Origin of the sequence: Glaesserella australis (assembly GCF_003260095.1) — a bacterium.
In the GTDB taxonomy this organism is placed as follows: domain Bacteria; phylum Pseudomonadota; class Gammaproteobacteria; order Enterobacterales; family Pasteurellaceae; genus Glaesserella; species Glaesserella australis.
In genome coordinates, this window is the sequence record NZ_PTPX01000011.1 from 55863 (window position 1) to 72441 (window position 16579).

At 41.4% G+C, this 16579-nt stretch carries 15 protein-coding genes; 10 read left to right on the forward strand and 5 right to left on the reverse strand.

From position 1 onward, the window contains the following. Positions 1-41: 41 nt before the first annotated feature. Positions 42-1523, reverse strand: coding sequence for a ketol-acid reductoisomerase (ilvC, locus tag C5N92_RS05565; protein WP_111749862.1), 1482 nt, complete (start codon positions 1521-1523; stop codon positions 42-44). Between the two features lie 275 nt (positions 1524-1798). On the opposite strand from ilvC, the gene ppa reads away from it, so the two are divergent. The 3 genes from ppa (at position 1799) to paeA (ending at position 4593) form a co-directional block, all read left to right on the forward strand. Beyond that, positions 1799-2326, forward strand: a complete 528-nt coding sequence (gene ppa / locus C5N92_RS05570; protein WP_111749863.1) for an inorganic diphosphatase — start codon at positions 1799-1801, stop codon at positions 2324-2326. 64 nt (positions 2327-2390) lie between these two features. After that, the gene (locus tag C5N92_RS05575; protein WP_111749864.1) at positions 2391-3149 is read left to right on the forward strand and encodes a M48 family metallopeptidase; all 759 of its coding nucleotides are present in this window, start codon (positions 2391-2393) and stop codon (positions 3147-3149) included. Between the two features lie 145 nt (positions 3150-3294). Further along, positions 3295-4593, forward strand: a complete 1299-nt coding sequence (gene paeA / locus C5N92_RS05580; protein ID WP_111749865.1) for a polyamine export protein PaeA — start codon at positions 3295-3297, stop codon at positions 4591-4593. Between the two features lie 23 nt (positions 4594-4616). Here paeA and C5N92_RS05585 read toward each other — a convergent pair whose 3' ends face one another. Both C5N92_RS05585 and C5N92_RS05590 read right to left on the reverse strand, forming a co-directional pair. Then, on the reverse strand, positions 4617-5405 hold the full coding sequence (locus tag C5N92_RS05585) for a 4Fe-4S cluster-binding domain-containing protein (protein ID WP_111749879.1): 789 nt from the start codon (positions 5403-5405) through the stop codon (positions 4617-4619). A gap of 21 nt (positions 5406-5426) precedes the next feature. Next, a complete protein-coding gene (locus C5N92_RS05590; protein WP_111749866.1) occupies positions 5427-6965 on the reverse strand; it encodes a YjjI family glycine radical enzyme in 1539 nt (512 codons plus the stop codon). Between the two features lie 136 nt (positions 6966-7101). Here C5N92_RS05590 and arsC point away from each other — a divergent pair, with 136 nt between their 5' ends. The 4 genes from arsC to accC all read left to right on the forward strand — a co-directional run bounded on the left by arsC (position 7102) and on the right by accC (position 9953). Continuing rightward, positions 7102-7440, forward strand: a complete 339-nt coding sequence (arsC, locus tag C5N92_RS05595; RefSeq protein WP_111749867.1) for an arsenate reductase (glutaredoxin) — start codon at positions 7102-7104, stop codon at positions 7438-7440. 8 nt (positions 7441-7448) lie between these two features. Further along, entirely contained in the window at positions 7449-7892 is a 444-nt protein-coding gene (gene aroQ, locus C5N92_RS05600; RefSeq protein WP_111749868.1) for a type II 3-dehydroquinate dehydratase, read from the forward strand. A gap of 169 nt (positions 7893-8061) precedes the next feature. Next, positions 8062-8532, forward strand: coding sequence for an acetyl-CoA carboxylase biotin carboxyl carrier protein (gene accB, locus C5N92_RS05605; RefSeq protein WP_111749869.1), 471 nt, complete (start codon positions 8062-8064; stop codon positions 8530-8532). Positions 8533-8609: 77 nt separating this feature from the next. Further along, complete coding sequence (accC, locus tag C5N92_RS05610; protein ID WP_111749870.1) at positions 8610-9953, forward strand: acetyl-CoA carboxylase biotin carboxylase subunit; 1344 nt, start codon at positions 8610-8612, stop codon at positions 9951-9953. A 63-nt stretch (positions 9954-10016) separates the two neighbouring features. Here the strand turns inward: accC and C5N92_RS05615 are convergent, their stop codons facing one another. Both C5N92_RS05615 and hemH read right to left on the reverse strand, forming a co-directional pair. After that, positions 10017-12044, reverse strand: coding sequence for a M13 family metallopeptidase (locus C5N92_RS05615; protein ID WP_111749871.1), 2028 nt, complete (start codon positions 12042-12044; stop codon positions 10017-10019). A 101-nt stretch (positions 12045-12145) separates the two neighbouring features. After that, positions 12146-13111, reverse strand: coding sequence for a ferrochelatase (gene hemH, locus C5N92_RS05620; RefSeq protein WP_111749872.1), 966 nt, complete (start codon positions 13109-13111; stop codon positions 12146-12148). A 199-nt stretch (positions 13112-13310) separates the two neighbouring features. On the opposite strand from hemH, the gene rpsL reads away from it, so the two are divergent. The 3 genes from rpsL to fusA all read left to right on the forward strand — a co-directional run bounded on the left by rpsL (position 13311) and on the right by fusA (position 16479). Continuing rightward, positions 13311-13685 (forward strand): 30S ribosomal protein S12, encoded by a 375-nt coding sequence (gene rpsL, locus C5N92_RS05625; RefSeq protein WP_005708967.1) that lies wholly within the window; start codon positions 13311-13313, stop codon positions 13683-13685. A gap of 127 nt (positions 13686-13812) precedes the next feature. Continuing rightward, the gene (rpsG, locus tag C5N92_RS05630) at positions 13813-14283 is read left to right on the forward strand and encodes a 30S ribosomal protein S7 (protein WP_005714246.1); all 471 of its coding nucleotides are present in this window, start codon (positions 13813-13815) and stop codon (positions 14281-14283) included. Between the two features lie 93 nt (positions 14284-14376). Continuing rightward, positions 14377-16479 (forward strand): elongation factor G, encoded by a 2103-nt coding sequence (fusA, locus tag C5N92_RS05635; protein WP_111749873.1) that lies wholly within the window; start codon positions 14377-14379, stop codon positions 16477-16479. The last annotated feature ends 100 nt before the right edge of the window (positions 16480-16579 follow it).

Below are 16579 nucleotides of genomic sequence, written 5' to 3' on the forward strand. Positions count from 1 at the left end.
GCCCACTACTTTCGTAGCAGGCTTTATTCTATATCAAATGATTAATCACCAACAGAAATACGTTTCATATCTGTCATATAACCACGTAATTCTTGACCGATTAACTCAACTGGGTGGTTGCGAATCGCATCGTTGATGTCACGTAAGTAAACATTGTCGATTTCCACTGTTGGGGTTGGTTCGCCTAAGTCACCTTTTTGCAACATTGGGATTAATTTTTCCGCAAGAATTGGTGTTGCAACGTGTGAGAATAAGTAGTTACCGTATTCTGCCGTGTCTGAAATTACCACGTTCATTTCGTATAAACGTTTACGAGCAATCGTATTTGCGATTAACGGAAGCTCGTGTAAAGACTCGTAGTAAGCGGATTCTTCATAAATACCGCTTGCAACCATTGCATCGAACGCCATTTCAACACCTGCTTTCACCATTGCGACCATTACCACGCCGTTATCAAAGTATTCTTGTTCAGAAATTTTGATACCGTCTGCTTTTGGCGAATTTTCAAAGGCAGTTTTGCCGGTTTCTTCACGCCATTTTAATAAGTTTGCGTCACCGTTTGCCCAGTCTGCCATCATAGTTGATGAAAATTCACCACTGATGATGTCGTCCATATGTTTTAAATATAAGAAGTTTAACTGTGCTTTGATTTCTTCTGCTAATTCAAAGGCACGGATTTTCGCTGAATTTGATAAGCGATCCATCATTAATGTGATACCGCCTTGTTTTAACGCTTCGGTGATCGTTTCCCAACCGTATTGGATCAACTTGCTTGCGTAAGCTGGATCTTTACCGTCTGCTACTAATTTGTCATAGCACACGATAGAACCGGCTTGTAACATACCGCAAAGAATGGTTTGTTCACCCATTAAGTCAGATTTTACTTCTGCCACGAATGAAGACTCTAACACGCCCGCACGGTCGCCACCTGTTGCTGATGCCCACGCTTTCGCAATTGCCATACCTTCGCCTTGTGGGTCGTTTTCAGGGTGAACTGCGATTAATGTTGGCACGCCGAAACCACGTTTGTACTCTTCACGTACTTCTGTACCAGGGCATTTTGGTGCAACCATCACCACAGTGATGTCTTTACGAATTTGCTCGCCTACTTCAACGATGTTGAACCCGTGTGAATAACCGAATGCCGCACCTTGTTTCATTAATGGCATTACGTCAGCAACTACTTTAGAGTGCTGTTTATCTGGGGTTAAGTTCACCACTAAATCTGCCGTTGGAATTAACTCTTGGTAGGTGCCAACTTTAAAGCCATTTTCAGACGCACGAGTAAATGAAGCACGTTTTTCTGCAATCGCTTCTGCACGCAATGCGTAAGAAATATCTAAACCAGAATCACGCATATTTAAACCTTGGTTTAAACCTTGCGCACCACAGCCGACAATCACAATTTTTTTGCCTTTGAGATAGTTACAACCATCTGCGAACTCGCTACGATCCATAAAACGACAGCGACCTAATTGCTCTAATTGTTGGCGTAAATTTAGGGTGTTGAAATAGTTAGCCATAATAGAATCCTTTGTTTGTACTAATTGTTTTTTGATGTTGATGTTGTGTTTACACACTGTATTTGTTTTTGTGAATAGAATTATAACCGCTTTAATGATTGCGTAAATTGATATTATCAAGATTTATAATTGCATTTAATGAAATTACAAGCGGTAAGTTACTCACTCTTTTTTGCAAATTTTTATGAGAAAGTGACCGCTTGCTTTGCTGTTCTAAAGCGAATCCGTTATAATCTCGCCAATTTTTCACCCTTATGTAATAGAAGGAAACCAAAATGGGCTTAGAAAACGTACCTGCTGGTAAAGAATTACCAGATGATATTTATGTTGTAATTGAAATTCCTGCCAACTCAGATCCAATCAAATATGAAGTGGATAAAGAGAGCGGTGCTATTTTTGTGGATCGCTTTATGGCGACTGCGATGTTCTATCCAGCGAACTACGGTTATGTAAACCACACCCTTTCTTCTGATGGCGACCCAGTGGACGTGTTAGTACCAACACCATACCCACTTCAACCAGGCTCTGTCATTCGTTGCCGTCCAGTTGGCGTGTTAAAAATGACTGACGAAGCAGGTGGCGATGCGAAAGTGGTTGCTGTTCCACACACGAAATTAAGCAAAGAGTACGATCACATTAAAGATGTGGGCGACTTACCAGCGTTATTAAAAGCACAAATCCAACACTTCTTCGAAAGCTACAAAGCGTTAGAAGCAGGTAAATGGGTGAAAGTAGAAGGTTGGGGCGATGTAAATGAAGCTCGCCAAGAGATCTTAGAATCTTTCGAACGTGCTAAAAAATAATTCTTAATTGATTTTTCTGATGCCAAAGTTTGTGCTTTGGCATTTTTTATATAGGAAATGAATAATGAAATTAATCAAAAAACTAGCGATTTTTGCAACATTTACCGCAATACTCACCGCTTGCGTTACCACTGCACAAATTAACCAAGAAGCAGAAAGTAACTATGCTCAAGTAAAACAAGAAGCGAGAGCAAAAAGTATGCTAGACACGAGCTCGACGACCGCCAAACGAGTTCATGCGGTGTTTAATAAGATGAAACCTTATGCAGAACGAGCGAATAAAACAGGTGTGCCGTTCCAATGGGAAATTGTGGTATTAAAATCCGATGAGTTAAATGCTTGGGCAATGCCAGGCGGAAAAATGGCATTTTACACAGGTTTAGTTGAGAAACTCAGATTATCTGATGATGAAATTGCGGTGGTCATGGGGCACGAAATGGCTCACGCCTTACAAGAACATGGTAAATCCGATCGTACTGTAAGTGCTGTAACAGGTATTGTTGGTGTATTAGCTGATGTTGCTGTCACTGCTACAACAGGTGTGAATACTGAAGGTTTATTAAGTACTGGTGTTGATTTAGTGGCAGCCAAACCATTCTCCCGTAGCCAAGAGACAGAAGCGGATGAAGTGGGTTTAATGTTGATGGCTGAATCGGGCTATAACCCTGAAGCTGCACCAAATGTATGGGTAAAAATGAGTCAAGCAAATGGAAATGCAGGTTTATCCATCTTCTCTACTCACCCTTCAAATGAAGATCGCCAAGAGAATTTAGCTCGCTTAGTACCAAAAGCGAAAGCAATTTATAACGCTAACAAGAAATAATTTTTATAAATTATACAACTTAAAAAGCAATCCTTTTGGGTTGCTTTTTTGTAAACGTATCTACCAACTTGCTCAAGTATCCCTTTTGCCCACTTTTCTGAGCTTTGCTATAATTGCTCAATTTTTAAGAATCAATATATAAATTATGGGATTAACCGAATCTATTTTCATCATTATTTTATTAGTGATTGCCAGTGCGATCATTTCCGCAGGGGAAATTTCATTAGCCTCTGTGCGTAAGCTCAAGTTGCAAAATTTAATCAATGAAGGCAATGAAAAAGCACAAAAAGTGCTGAAATTTCAAGAAGAACCAGGACAATTTATCACAGTGGTACAAATCGCTCAAAATGTGATTGCGGTACTTGGTGGGATGTTTGGTGAAGGGGCGCTCACGCCTTATATTCACCGTTTTTTAGCCCAATATAGCCAAGTGACTTGGCTTGAAACGGCATCATCTTGGATCTCATTTACGTTAGTGACGGTGTCATTTATTATCTTTTCCGATTTAATTCCAAAACGTTTAGCCATTGCCAATCCTGAAAAAGTAGCGATGAAAATGGTGAACTTGATGTCGTTTAGCATTATTCTGTTTAAACCGTTTGTGTTATTGCTCGATCCGTTGGCGAATGCGTTGTTTCGCCTATTTCGTATTCCAACCGTGCGTGAAGATACGATGACGTCTGATGATATTGTTGCGATAGTGGACGCGGGGGCTGAAGCAGGCGTATTGAAAGCACAAGAGCATTATTTGATCGAAAATATCTTTGATATGCAACAGCGAACGGTCACTTCGACTATGACGATTCGTGAATATATTGTGTCGCTAGATAAATCCTTTAATCGTCAGCAAATCATTGAAACGCTTAAGGAAAATTCCCATTCTAAGCTGATTATTACTGACGGAAGTTTGGATAAAATTTTAGGTTATGTGGAATCCCACACCCTTTTGACGCTTTATCTGCAAGAAGAAAACGTCAAATTGACCGACAGCCGTGTGCTACGCAAAACGTTGTTTATCCCAGATACACTCTCGCTATTTGAAGTGTTGGAGCTTTTTAAATCGTCGGGGGAAGATTTTGCGGTCATTATCAACGAATATGCGTTGGTGGTTGGAATTGTGACTTTAAATGATGTGATGAGCATTGTAATGGGCGAACTGGTCTCAAATGAAGAAGAACAGATTGTCCGCCGTGATGAAGATTCGTGGTTGGTCGATGGCTCAACGCCATTGGAAGATGTAATGAGAGCGTTGGATATTGAATCGTTCCCAAATCAAGAGAACTACGAAACAATCAGCGGTTTTATGATGTATATGCTACGAAAAGTGCCGAAAAAGACCGATTTTGTGCTGTATGATAAGTATAAATTTGAAATTATCGACACGGAGAATTTTAAAATCGATCAGTTGATGGTGTCTTTAAGAAAAGATGTAAAAAGTGAATAAAATAGGGGCGTTCCGCCCCATTTTTAATAAATTTTCACGACCTTTCTAATACCACAGGTTTTTGCAAATTCAGCTAGCTTATCTACTTGTTCCGTCGTTGGAACAAAAGGGGCTAAACCTTCAGGATCTCGACTCCCTTTAGTATGGACTCGAATGATCTTTAAAGTAACGTCAGGGTAAGGCGTGAGTAATTCTGCCACTTGTGCAACCAAGGCTTTCTCATCAAAAAATGTGGTCAGATAAACTAAACGAACTTCTTCCACTTTACCAAGAGGTAACAACTTGGCAAGATTTTGCAAATTGCGATCGAGATTTTCACTTTTGATATGTTGATGAGTCGGAATAATTTGATCTGGCACTTTTCCCGCTTGATTTTTACGCTCAAAGCAGAGTGTTTGTAGCCCTAATCCTTGCCCTTTTAAATCAAAAAGAAATTTGTCTGTAACGTCAATTAAAGGGGCTGTTACTTCGTAATCAAAAAAGCCGCTACTGTCTAAATAGCAAGTTAGCCCCTGTTTTCGTAATGCTTGAAATAACGGCACCAGTTTTTTGTGATGAATCGTAGGCTCACCGCCTGACACGGTGACACCACGAATAAAAGGCACCGCATCCATAACCTGTTCATACAAATACTGCAGGCTTACTTGCTTTGCTTCTGCCGTATAGCGTGGAATGGTTTCAGGATTATGGCAGTAAAGGCAGTTGAGCTTGCATCCTTGCAAAAAGATCGATGTGCGATTCCCTTGCCCTTCCACATTGGAGAAGGGAATAATGCGATGCAAAGGCACAAAAATGTCAGATAAAGCGGTCATTTCCATTGAATTTTTTGCAAATTAGCCTTTTACATCTTGCTCGTCACGTAATTGACGATCGAACACATTCGCACATTCGTCGGTGCCTGAGCCATACCATGTGGTATCTCTCAATACAGCTTCGCCTTTACGGAAACGTTCTACTTCACTTTTCTTCACTAAATAGCCTGTGACTCGAATAAGATCCGTATTTTTTAAGTATGTTGTGATATAGCGATAGTTCAAGGCAAAAGCACCATCAATAATATCAACCACAGCATCAAGGTGATCAACATAGGTTTGATCAAAGGCAAACAGATCGCCTGTACCTGATGGGAAATATTGATGGAAAGGCGCAGATTGTTTTAAATGAGCTAACAATGTTGGCTCTTCACCCACTCTCACTCGGTGAGCGGGCGCATTCGCTTTATCTTCATCATGCATACTGGCTCCTACTTGGGCATGAAGTAAATAGCGATTGCCTGTTCGCTCGGCATAAAGCCCTTGGTGAGCATTGGTCACTTCACGTAATTTTTCCATAATTTGTGTAGCGATCTCATCACCACGTTTGCTTTTGCCAAAGGTTTCATCAATGCCTTCTTGCTTCAGCAAATGATTTGTAGCATCTGCTAAACCAACAATCGCAAACATACCCGTAAAGTTGGTGCGTTCAATAAAGCCTTCTTTCACTAAAAAATCGGTTTCAAAGAAATTGCTTTGTTCTACCAGGAATTTATGGCGTTTATCCATGGTTGAAAGAGCCAGTTTGGCCACTTTTGGGAGTAAGTGATTCACCATTTCATCAACGGTTTTACACGCTCGCCCAATAGTGCCTAAACGCAAACGAGTTAGGGTATAAGCCCCCCCACATTCAGGTAAAGCGTTGTAACAACTTGCTACGCCATATTGTTCGCCTAAATCTGAAATATAGTAAGCGTCGTTAGCGAAAGACGGTTTAGAGACCAACAAGCAAGCTTTTGCCGCCAGTTCAGCAAACTCACGAGACGTTTTATTTTTATCATAACGAATCGTCATATTCGGCGTTGGGTTTTCAAGCTCAATCACCGCTTTTAAAATTAAGCGTCCAGCTTTGGTATCATAAGGTCCAATATTGGCGTGGCAGAAAGAGTCAGGCACCGTTTTGTCGATATGGTTTAAGAAACGTTTGATCTTAATGTAATCTTGCTCTTCATCTGTAATAAATGGCTCCAATAATTCATCTAAACGCCCAATATAAACAGGGAAGGTTGTGATAGATGGCACATGAGAATAGATAATCAACAAGCCATCGAGAGCTTCATCAAGATCTTTGGGCGGCGGTAAATCTAAGAATTGGCAACCTTTTTTAATATAGACACTATAATCAGGCAAAATATAGCGTGGGCGGTAAATCGCATAGCCCTCGTTTAAGTCGCAGATCATCTGATTATTAATATGATCCCACTCTTCCTGTGTATAGCCTAACAATTCCATTGGATTAAACAGCCGTTCTGCAATATTGCCAATAATCATCAGTTTTTGTTGGTAAGTTAAACCATTTGATTTCACCGTATCCAAAATATCTTGTAATGTCGCTTGCATCGCTAATTCCTCTATTCGCAATTTGGTTATAAAATCGGTATGATTGTAGCATGTTGAATAAAGTAAGAATGCGAGCTACTTAGCATTTTCTTGATCTACTTATGAATGAATTTAGTAAGTGAATAAGGAGTAAACAGTGAAAATAACGATTTACCATAATCCTAAATGCAGTAAATCCCGTGAAACCTTAGCCCTTATTCGAGAAGCCGGGGTTGAACCTGAAATTGTTGAATATCTAAAATACCCGTTAAGCATCGAAGTGATTAAAAAGCTGATTGATGAAAGTGGTTTAAGTGTGAGAGAAGCGATTCGTACTGATGTTGAAGCATACCAACAAATTACCGCTGAAACGAGCGAGACAGAAATTATTGAGTTGATTGCACAATATCCTAATCTACTTAATCGTCCTTTTGTAAGCGGTGAGAAAGGCACAAAACTTTGCAGACCTCCTGAATTAGTGAAAACCTTATTATAAGGAAATGTATGAAAACGATTTTATTGTTAAACGGCCCAAATCTAAATATGCTCGGTAAACGTGAACCACATATTTACGGCTCACAAACCCTTTCTGATATTGAACAACATCTAAAGCAACAAGCGCAGTCACAAGGCTTTGCTTTTGATTGCTTTCAAGCTAATGGTGAAGAACCGCTGATTAACCGTATTCACCAAGGTTTTCAAAAAGTAGATTTTATTATTATCAACCCGGGCGCATTTACTCACACAAGTGTTGCACTGCGTGATGCATTGTTATCGGTAGCGATTCCGTTTGTTGAGATACATTTATCTAACGTTCACGCCCGTGAACCTTTCCGTCATCACTCTTATTTAAGTGATGTGGCAAAAGGTGTTATTTGTGGTTTAGGCGCAAAAGGTTACGACTATGCATTAGATTATGCGATAAACTTTTTAAATAGCGGGAAATAAATTTGAAATCCAGCTGTCTTAACCTAAAAATAGAAAAACTTAACTGCTACGATCAGTGACAAATTTGCCAACATTTTCAGCAAATTTATAAGATTTTCGTCGCAAATTAGCAAAATTTCAGGTAACCTACGCAGAATTTTTTATTTCATAATCACTAACGGATCTCACTATGGATATTCGCAAAATCAAAAAACTTATTGAATTAGTTGAAGAGTCAGGCATCACTGAGCTAGAGGTGTCTGAAGAAGAAGGTACAGTACGCATTAGCCGTGCAGCACCTGTAGCTGCACCTGCAGCAGTACAATATGTTGCCGCACCACAAGCAGCGCCTGCGCCTGTTGCTGCGCCAAGTGCTCCAGCTACACCTGCGCCCGCTGCAGCGCCTGCAGCATCTGCTGAAGTTTCAGGTCACGCTGTGCTTTCGCCAATGGTTGGGACTTTCTACCGTAGCCCAAGCCCAGAAGCAGCACCATTTGTGGAAGTAGGTAAAACAGTTAAAGTCGGTGATGCCCTCTGCATCGTTGAAGCAATGAAAATGATGAACCGTATCGAATCAGATAAAGCAGGTGTGATCAAAGCGATCCTTGTAAATGATGGCGAAGCGGTTGAATTCGATCAAAAACTCTTCATTATTGAATAATTCATTTCTTACAAGCGGTGAGATTATTGCAAAATTTTGCAAAAAGTGACCGCTTGTCCAACTAAGGACATGTTCTTATGTTAGAAAAAGTTGTCATTGCAAACCGTGGCGAAATTGCGTTACGTATTTTGCGTGCATGTCGAGAGCTAGGCATCAAAACTGTCGCAGTACACTCTACAGCAGACCGTGAATTAAAACATGTGTTACTTGCTGATGAGACAGTGTGTATCGGTCCTGCTCCATCAACAAAAAGTTACTTAAATATTCCTGCGATCATTGCAGCGGCAGAAGTGACAGGGGCAGATGCCATTCACCCAGGTTATGGTTTCTTATCTGAAAATGCGAACTTTGCAGAGCAAGTCGAGAAATCAGGTTTTACTTTTATTGGACCAACAGCAGATGTCATTCGTCTAATGGGTGATAAAGTTTCCGCCATTAATGCGATGAAAAAAGCGGGTGTACCATGTGTACCAGGCTCTGATGGTCCGGTCGGTACAGATGTTGCGAAAAATAAAGAGATCGCAAAACGCATTGGTTACCCTGTAATTATTAAAGCATCTGGCGGCGGCGGTGGTCGTGGTATGCGTGTGGTTCATCACGAGAAAGACTTAGAAGAGTCGATTGCGATGACCAAAGCAGAAGCGAAAGCGGCATTTAATAATGATATGGTTTATATGGAAAAATACCTTGAAAATCCACGCCATATCGAAATTCAAGTTCTAGCCGACACTCACGGCAATGCAGTTTACCTTGCTGAACGTGATTGCTCAATGCAACGTCGCCACCAAAAAGTTGTCGAAGAAGCGCCAGCACCAGGTATTACCCCTGAATTGCGTAAATTCATCGGTGAACGTTGTGCCAATGCTTGCCGTGAAATCGGTTATCGTGGTGCAGGTACTTTTGAATTCTTATTTGAAAATGGCGAGTTCTATTTCATTGAAATGAATACCCGTTTACAAGTAGAACACCCTGTCACTGAGATGATTACAGGTGTTGACCTTGTAAAAGAGCAACTTCGTGTTGCGGCAGGTTTACCAATTTCAATTAAACAAGAAGATATCAAAGTGCGTGGACACGCAATGGAATGCCGTATTAATGCGGAAGACCCAAGCACATTCTTACCGTCACCGGGGAAAATCACCCGTTTACACGTACCGGGCGGTTTGGGCGTTCGTTGGGATTCCCATATTTACGCAGGTTATTCCGTACCGCCACATTACGATTCAATGATCGGTAAATTGATTACCTTCGCAGAAAATCGTGATATTGCGATTCGCCGTATGGAAAATGCCTTGTCCGAAACCATTGTTGAAGGTATTAAGACGAACATTCCACTACACAAACAAATTTTAGCTGATGAAAACTTCCGCCAAGGTGGTACAAATATCCACTACCTTGAGAAGAAATTAGGCTTGAAATAATCTTATTTAAGAATAAAAAATAGCGCTGTTAGGCGCTATTTTTATTTATCTCAAATCTGAATACTACCAAATCTGCACCCTTTCATTAATCGGACGATACATTGCATCGCCCTGTTTGGTGTTAAACGCTTTGTGGAAGCCTGAAATGTTCAACACAGGAGCAAAGGCTCGGTATTGACCCGGTGCGTGTGGGTCGCTTTTTACTTGGTGAGTAAGGGCTTGAACCGTTGCTTTGTTTCGCCACGAACGTGTCCAGCTCATAAAGAAACGTTGATCTGGCGTGAGATTTTCCAACGTTGGCGTAGTGCCGTGATCTTGTTCATACAATTTGAGTGCGTCATAGGCGATACTTAATCCGCCGAGATCGGCGATGTTTTCACCTAAAGTGAAACGTCCATTTACGAACACTTTCGGGGCAACTTCAAATTTGTCGAACTGTGCCACTAATTTGTCCGCAAGGGCTTCAAATTTTTGGCGATCTTCTGCTGTCCACCACTCTTTGAGATTACCGTCTCCGTCAAATTTTGAGCCACTGTCGTCAAAGCCGTGTGTGATTTCGTGTCCGATAATCGCCCCGATAGCCCCGAAATTGACCGCAGGATCTGCGTGCATATCGTAAAGCGGTGCTTGCAAAATCCCTGCTGGGAACACAATGCGGTTCATCAACGGGCTGTATGACGCATTGACCACCTGCGGCAACATTCCCCATTCACTTAAATCGACTGGTTTGCCGACCTTGCTCAAGGCTTCCTGATAGTTCCATTTGGCAATTTCACGCAAGTTGCCGTAGAGCGAACCGCCTTGCTCTGCGGTCTTTAAGGTCAGTTGGCTATAATCTTTCCATTTGTTCGGATAGCCCACTTCAACGATAAATTTATCCAACTTCACTTTGGCTTTCGCTTTGGTTTCCGCCGACATCCAACTTAAATTGTCGATACGCTGATGATAGGCTTTGACCAAGTAACTCGCCATTTCCAATAGATCTTTTTTGGCGGTCGCTGGGAAGAATTTTTCCACATAAAATTGAGCGAACTCTTGCCCGATTTGGTTATTAACTAAACGTAACGCACGTTTATCCAATGGACGTTGCTGTTTCTGCCCCACCAATTTTTGCCCGTAAAACGCAAAATTGGCATCATCTAAGGCTTTATTCAAATAGGTGGACGCATTGGAGACCGTTTTAAAACGCAAGTAATCCTTAATCACCGCCAGATTTTGCGGATTGATAAGCGTATCAAACTGTTTTAAGAAATTCGGCTCCCACACAATCACTTCGTCCGTGTTCACCCCAACGGCGTTGAGATAATCGGCTAGATTAATTTGCTTACTTGCGTTAGCTAACGCATTGATTGATAAAGGGTTATAGCGTTTTTGAATATCTCGACGTTGCTCGTTGGTAAAGAGCGTTTTGGCGATAGCCTTTTCATACGCCACAATCGCTTTGGCTTTTTGCTGTGGATTTTTGACTTTGGCAAAAGTGAGCATTTGTGCCACATAATCTTGATAAAGTTGCAAGGTTTTGCGGTTTTCAGGGGTATCTTTTTGATAATAGTCGTTGCTCAACCCTAAGCTATCATTGCTGAAATAGATCGCATTTTGGCGAGAGTTTTTCAAATGGGCAAAGACCGACCAGCCGAACAACATTTCATTGCCCTGCTTGGTTTCATTGATAAGATATTGCGTTAAATCGGCAATGGTTTGGATCTGATCAATTTTGGCTAAATCCGCTTGAATAGGCGTTAGCCCCAATTTCTCACGGGCGTCTAAATCCGTATAACTTTGATAGAGTGCTTTTAAGCGTTGAGCTTTAGGATCGTTAGCAAAATTCGGATCGGAAATCACCGCTTGCAACAACGCCACAGAGCGTTTTTCATTGAGTTCATTCAGTTCAGCAAGGGTTCCCCACGAGGTGCGATCTGCTGGGATTTGAGCAGTTTCTAACCATTTGCCGTTTACATAGCGATAAAAATCGTGCTGCGGAGCAACGCCGTTGTCGATACCTTCTGTTAAGGTGCTTTGGTATTGTTTGGTGGTGCAGGCGGTTAAGCCTAGCGTGAGTGCAAGTAAACTCACGGAAAGGGATTTTTTCATAATATCTCCTTGAAAAACAAGCGGTAAGATGTGACTAAATATTTGCAAAAAACTTAGTCCATCTTACCGCTTGTAAGTTCAGCTATTGGTTTGCCATTTCATTAGGCAGCCATTTTCGCTTCAATCAATTTGACCAACGCTTGAATGTGATCGTCTGTTGCATTTAATGCAGGAATATAGCGATAGCTTTCGCCGCCTGCGTGTTCAAAGTTTTCACGGTTTTCTTCGGCGATTTCTTCAATGGTTTCTAAACAGTCTGCTGAGAAGCCTGGACAAATCACGGCAACTTTTTTGATATTTTTCGCTGGGAAACCTGAAAGGGTTTCGTCCGTGTAAGGTTGTAGCCAAACTTCACTGCCAAAACGGGATTGGAACGAAAGGAACCATTGATGTTCATTTAAGCCTAAAGTTTCTGCCACTAAACGAGCGGTTTCTCGGCATTGGCTAGCGTAAAAATCCCCCTCGCTTTCGTAACGAGCGGGAATGCCGTGAAATGAGAACAGTAAGAGTTCATCTTGTTCAAGTTGAACGGTATTAGCTAAGGCTTTGATATATAACGGATCGTTGTGGTAGCTATGGATAAATTCAAAAGGAACGACCCGCTTTTGTTGGGTTAAGCCACGAGCAAAAGCATCAAAGACGGACGCGGTGGTGGTTGAGCTGTATTGTGGGTAAAGTGGCAATACGATGATTTTTTCTACACCTTGTTTGGTTAGGCGATCAACGGCACTTTCAATGCTTGGGTTGCCATAACTCATCCCTAGTTCCACCACGACATTTTTACCTTGTGCATTGAAGTAGTCTTGTATCGCTTTTTGTTGCTGGCGAGAGATAGAAAGGAGTGGTGATCCTTCATTCGTCCAAATGCCTTTGTAGGCTTCGGCGACTTTCGGGGCACGTTTTGGTAATACCATAAAATTTAAGATAAATTGCCATTTCCATTTAGGTAAATCAATAACGCGTGGATCGCTCAAGAATTGCTTTAAATAGCGTTTTACTGCGGGTGTTGTTGGCTCATCAGGCGTACCAAGGTTTGCTAATAAAACGCCAATTTTCATTTGGGTCATGAAAGGTACCTTTACTTTACATTGAAATAATATATAGAGATGGGCATTATAAAAAAATAATCTTATTGGCGCTATTTATCAGATCAAAAGGTAGAAGATTAAAGCGCTTGACAGGATTTCTCACTCGCTTTAAAATTCACCGTCCTTTCGTCTATGAAAGGCTTTTTTATTGTTTTTTATTTTAACTGGAGCTTTATTAATGGCAACTATCAACCAGCTAGTACGCAAACCGCGTGTGAAAAAGGTTGTAAAAAGCAACGTTCCTGCATTAGAGGCTTGCCCGCAGAAACGTGGTGTGTGTACTCGTGTATACACTACAACTCCTAAAAAACCAAACTCAGCGTTACGTAAAGTATGTCGTATCCGCTTAACCAATGGTTTTGAAGTAACTTCTTATATCGGTGGTGAAGGTCACAACCTTCAAGAGCACAGTGTTGTATTAATCCGTGGCGGTCGTGTTAAAGACTTACCGGGTGTGCGTTATCACACTGTACGTGGTGCACTTGACTGTGCAGGCGTTAAAGACCGTAAACAAGGTCGTTCTAAATACGGCGTTAAACGTCCTAAGTCTTAATGGTTCTCCGTTAAGTAAGGCCAAACGTCTAAATTAATATTTAAACCATAAACTCCAGTCAAAGGCGATTTAATCGCAAAAGATGAGTTTTGGATATCCTGAAGATTTATAATACGGAGAAATTGCAATGCCACGTCGTCGTAGTATTGAACCACGCAAAATTCTTCCAGATCCGAAGTTCGGTTCAGAATTACTTGCAAAATTCATCAACGTTTTAATGGTTGATGGTAAAAAATCTATCGCAGAATCAATCGTTTACGGTGCGTTAGAAACATTAGCTCAACGTTCTGGTAAAGATGCGTTAGAAGCATTCGAAATCGCACTTGAGAACGTGCGCCCAACTGTTGAGGTTAAATCTCGTCGTGTTGGTGGTTCTACTTACCAAGTACCAGTAGAAGTTCGTCCAACTCGTCGTAACGCATTAGCAATGCGTTGGATCGTTGAAGCAGCACGTAAACGTGGTGACAAATCAATGGCACTTCGTTTAGCTAACGAATTATCAGATGCAGCAGATAACAAAGGCTCAGCAGTGAAAAAACGTGAAGACGTTCACCGTATGGCTGAAGCTAACAAAGCGTTTGCTCACTATCGTTGGTAATAAGCTTTTGATTTTTGTAGGCTTCATCTCAAAATTTGCGATGAAGCCTATTACTATATAAATTTACATTAGATTCCAAATAAGGTAATAATAATGGCTCGTACAACTCCCATTGAGCGCTACCGTAATATCGGTATCAGTGCTCACATTGACGCAGGTAAAACAACTACCTCAGAGCGTATCCTTTTCTACACAGGCGTAAGTCACAAAATCGGTGAAGTTCACGATGGTGCAGCGACAATGGACTGGATGGAACAAGAACAAGAGCGTGGTATTACAATCACCTCAGCTGCAACCACAGCGTTCTGGTCTGGTATGTCACAACAATACCCACAACACCGTATCAACGTTATCGATACTCCGGGACACGTGGACTTCACTATCGAAGTAGAACGTTCAATGCGTGTTCTTGACGGTGCGGTAATGGTTTACTGTGCGGTTGGTGGTGTTCAACCACAATCTGAAACAGTATGGCGTCAAGCTAACAAATATAAAGTACCACGTATTGCGTTTGTAAACAAAATGGACCGTACTGGTGCAAACTTCTTACGCGTTGTTGAACAAATCAAAACCCGTTTAGGTGGTAACTCTGTTCCGCTTCAACTTCCAATCGGCGCTGAAGAAAACTTCAAAGGCGTAGTTGATTTAATCAAAATGAAAGCGATCAACTGGAACGAAGCTGACCAAGGTATGACCTTCACTTACGAAGATGTACCAGCAGATATGCTTGCAGACTGTGAAGAATGGCGTAACAACCTTGTTGAAGCAGCAGCAGAAGCATCTGAAGAATTAATGGAAAAATTCTTCTCTGGTGAAGAATTAACTGAAGAAGAAATCAAATCAGCATTACGCCAACGCGTATTAGCAGGTGAAGTAATCCCTGTTTGCTGTGGTTCTGCATTCAAAAACAAAGGTGTTCAAGCAATGCTTGACGCGGTAATTGACTACTTACCAGCACCAACAGATATTCCAGCAATTGATGGTATCAATGAAGACGGTACACCAGGTGAGCGTCATGCAAGCGATGATGAACCATTCTCTTCATTAGCATTCAAAATTGCAACTGACCCATTCGTAGGTAACTTAACGTTCTTCCGTGTGTACTCAGGTGTAATCAATTCTGGTGATACAGTTTATAACTCTGTAAAACAAAAACGTGAACGTTTTGGTCGTATCGTACAGATGCACGCTAATAAACGTGATGAAATTAAAGAAGTTCGCGCGGGCGACATCGCTGCAGCTATCGGCTTAAAAGATGTAGGTACTGGTGACACATTATGTGCGCAAGATGCACCAATCATCCTTGAGCGTATGGAATTCCCAGAGCCAGTAATCTCTGTAGCGGTAGAACCAAAAACTAAAGCTGACCAAGAGAAAATGGGCTTAGCATTAGGTCGTTTAGCACAAGAAGACCCTTCATTCCGTGTTCACACTGATGAAGAATCTGGCGAAACTATCATCTCTGGTATGGGTGAGTTACACTTAGACATCATCGTTGACCGTATGAAACGTGAGTTCAAGGTGGAAGCTAACATCGGTAAACCACAAGTATCTTACCGTGAAACTATCCGTACTCGTGTTAATGATGTTGAAGGTAAACACGCAAAACAATCAGGTGGTCGTGGTCAATACGGTCATGTTGTTATCGACTTATATCCATTAGACGCTGAAGGTCCAGGATATGAGTTCGTAAACGAAATCAAAGGTGGTGTAATCCCTGGTGAATATATCCCTGCGGTTGATAAAGGTATCCAAGAACAACTTAAATCTGGTCCATTAGCGGGTTATCCAGTAGTGGATTTAGGTGTACGTTTACACTTCGGTTCATACCACGATGTTGACTCATCAGAATTAGCGTTCAAATTAGCAGCGTCATTAGCATTCAAAGCAGCGTTCGCTAAAGCAAACCCAGTTCTTCTTGAGCCAATCATGAAGGTTGAAGTTGAAACTCCACCAGATTACGTCGGTGACGTTATCGGTGACTTAAGCCGTCGTCGTGCAATGGTAAACGGTCAAGAAGCGAACGAGTTCGTTGTTAAGATCAATGCTGAAGTTCCACTTTCAGAAATGTTTGGTTATGCAACAGACTTACGTTCACAAACTCAAGGTCGTGCATCATACTCAATGGAACCGTTAAAATATGCTGAAGCACCAGCAAGTGTGGCTGCAGCAGTAATTGAAGCGCGTAAAAAATAATTTTTAACTTTTAAAACTCCATAGCACATTGTGTGCTATGGGATTTCATCAACAAAGGAAACTTTACAATGGCTAAAGAACAATTTAATCGTGGCGATAA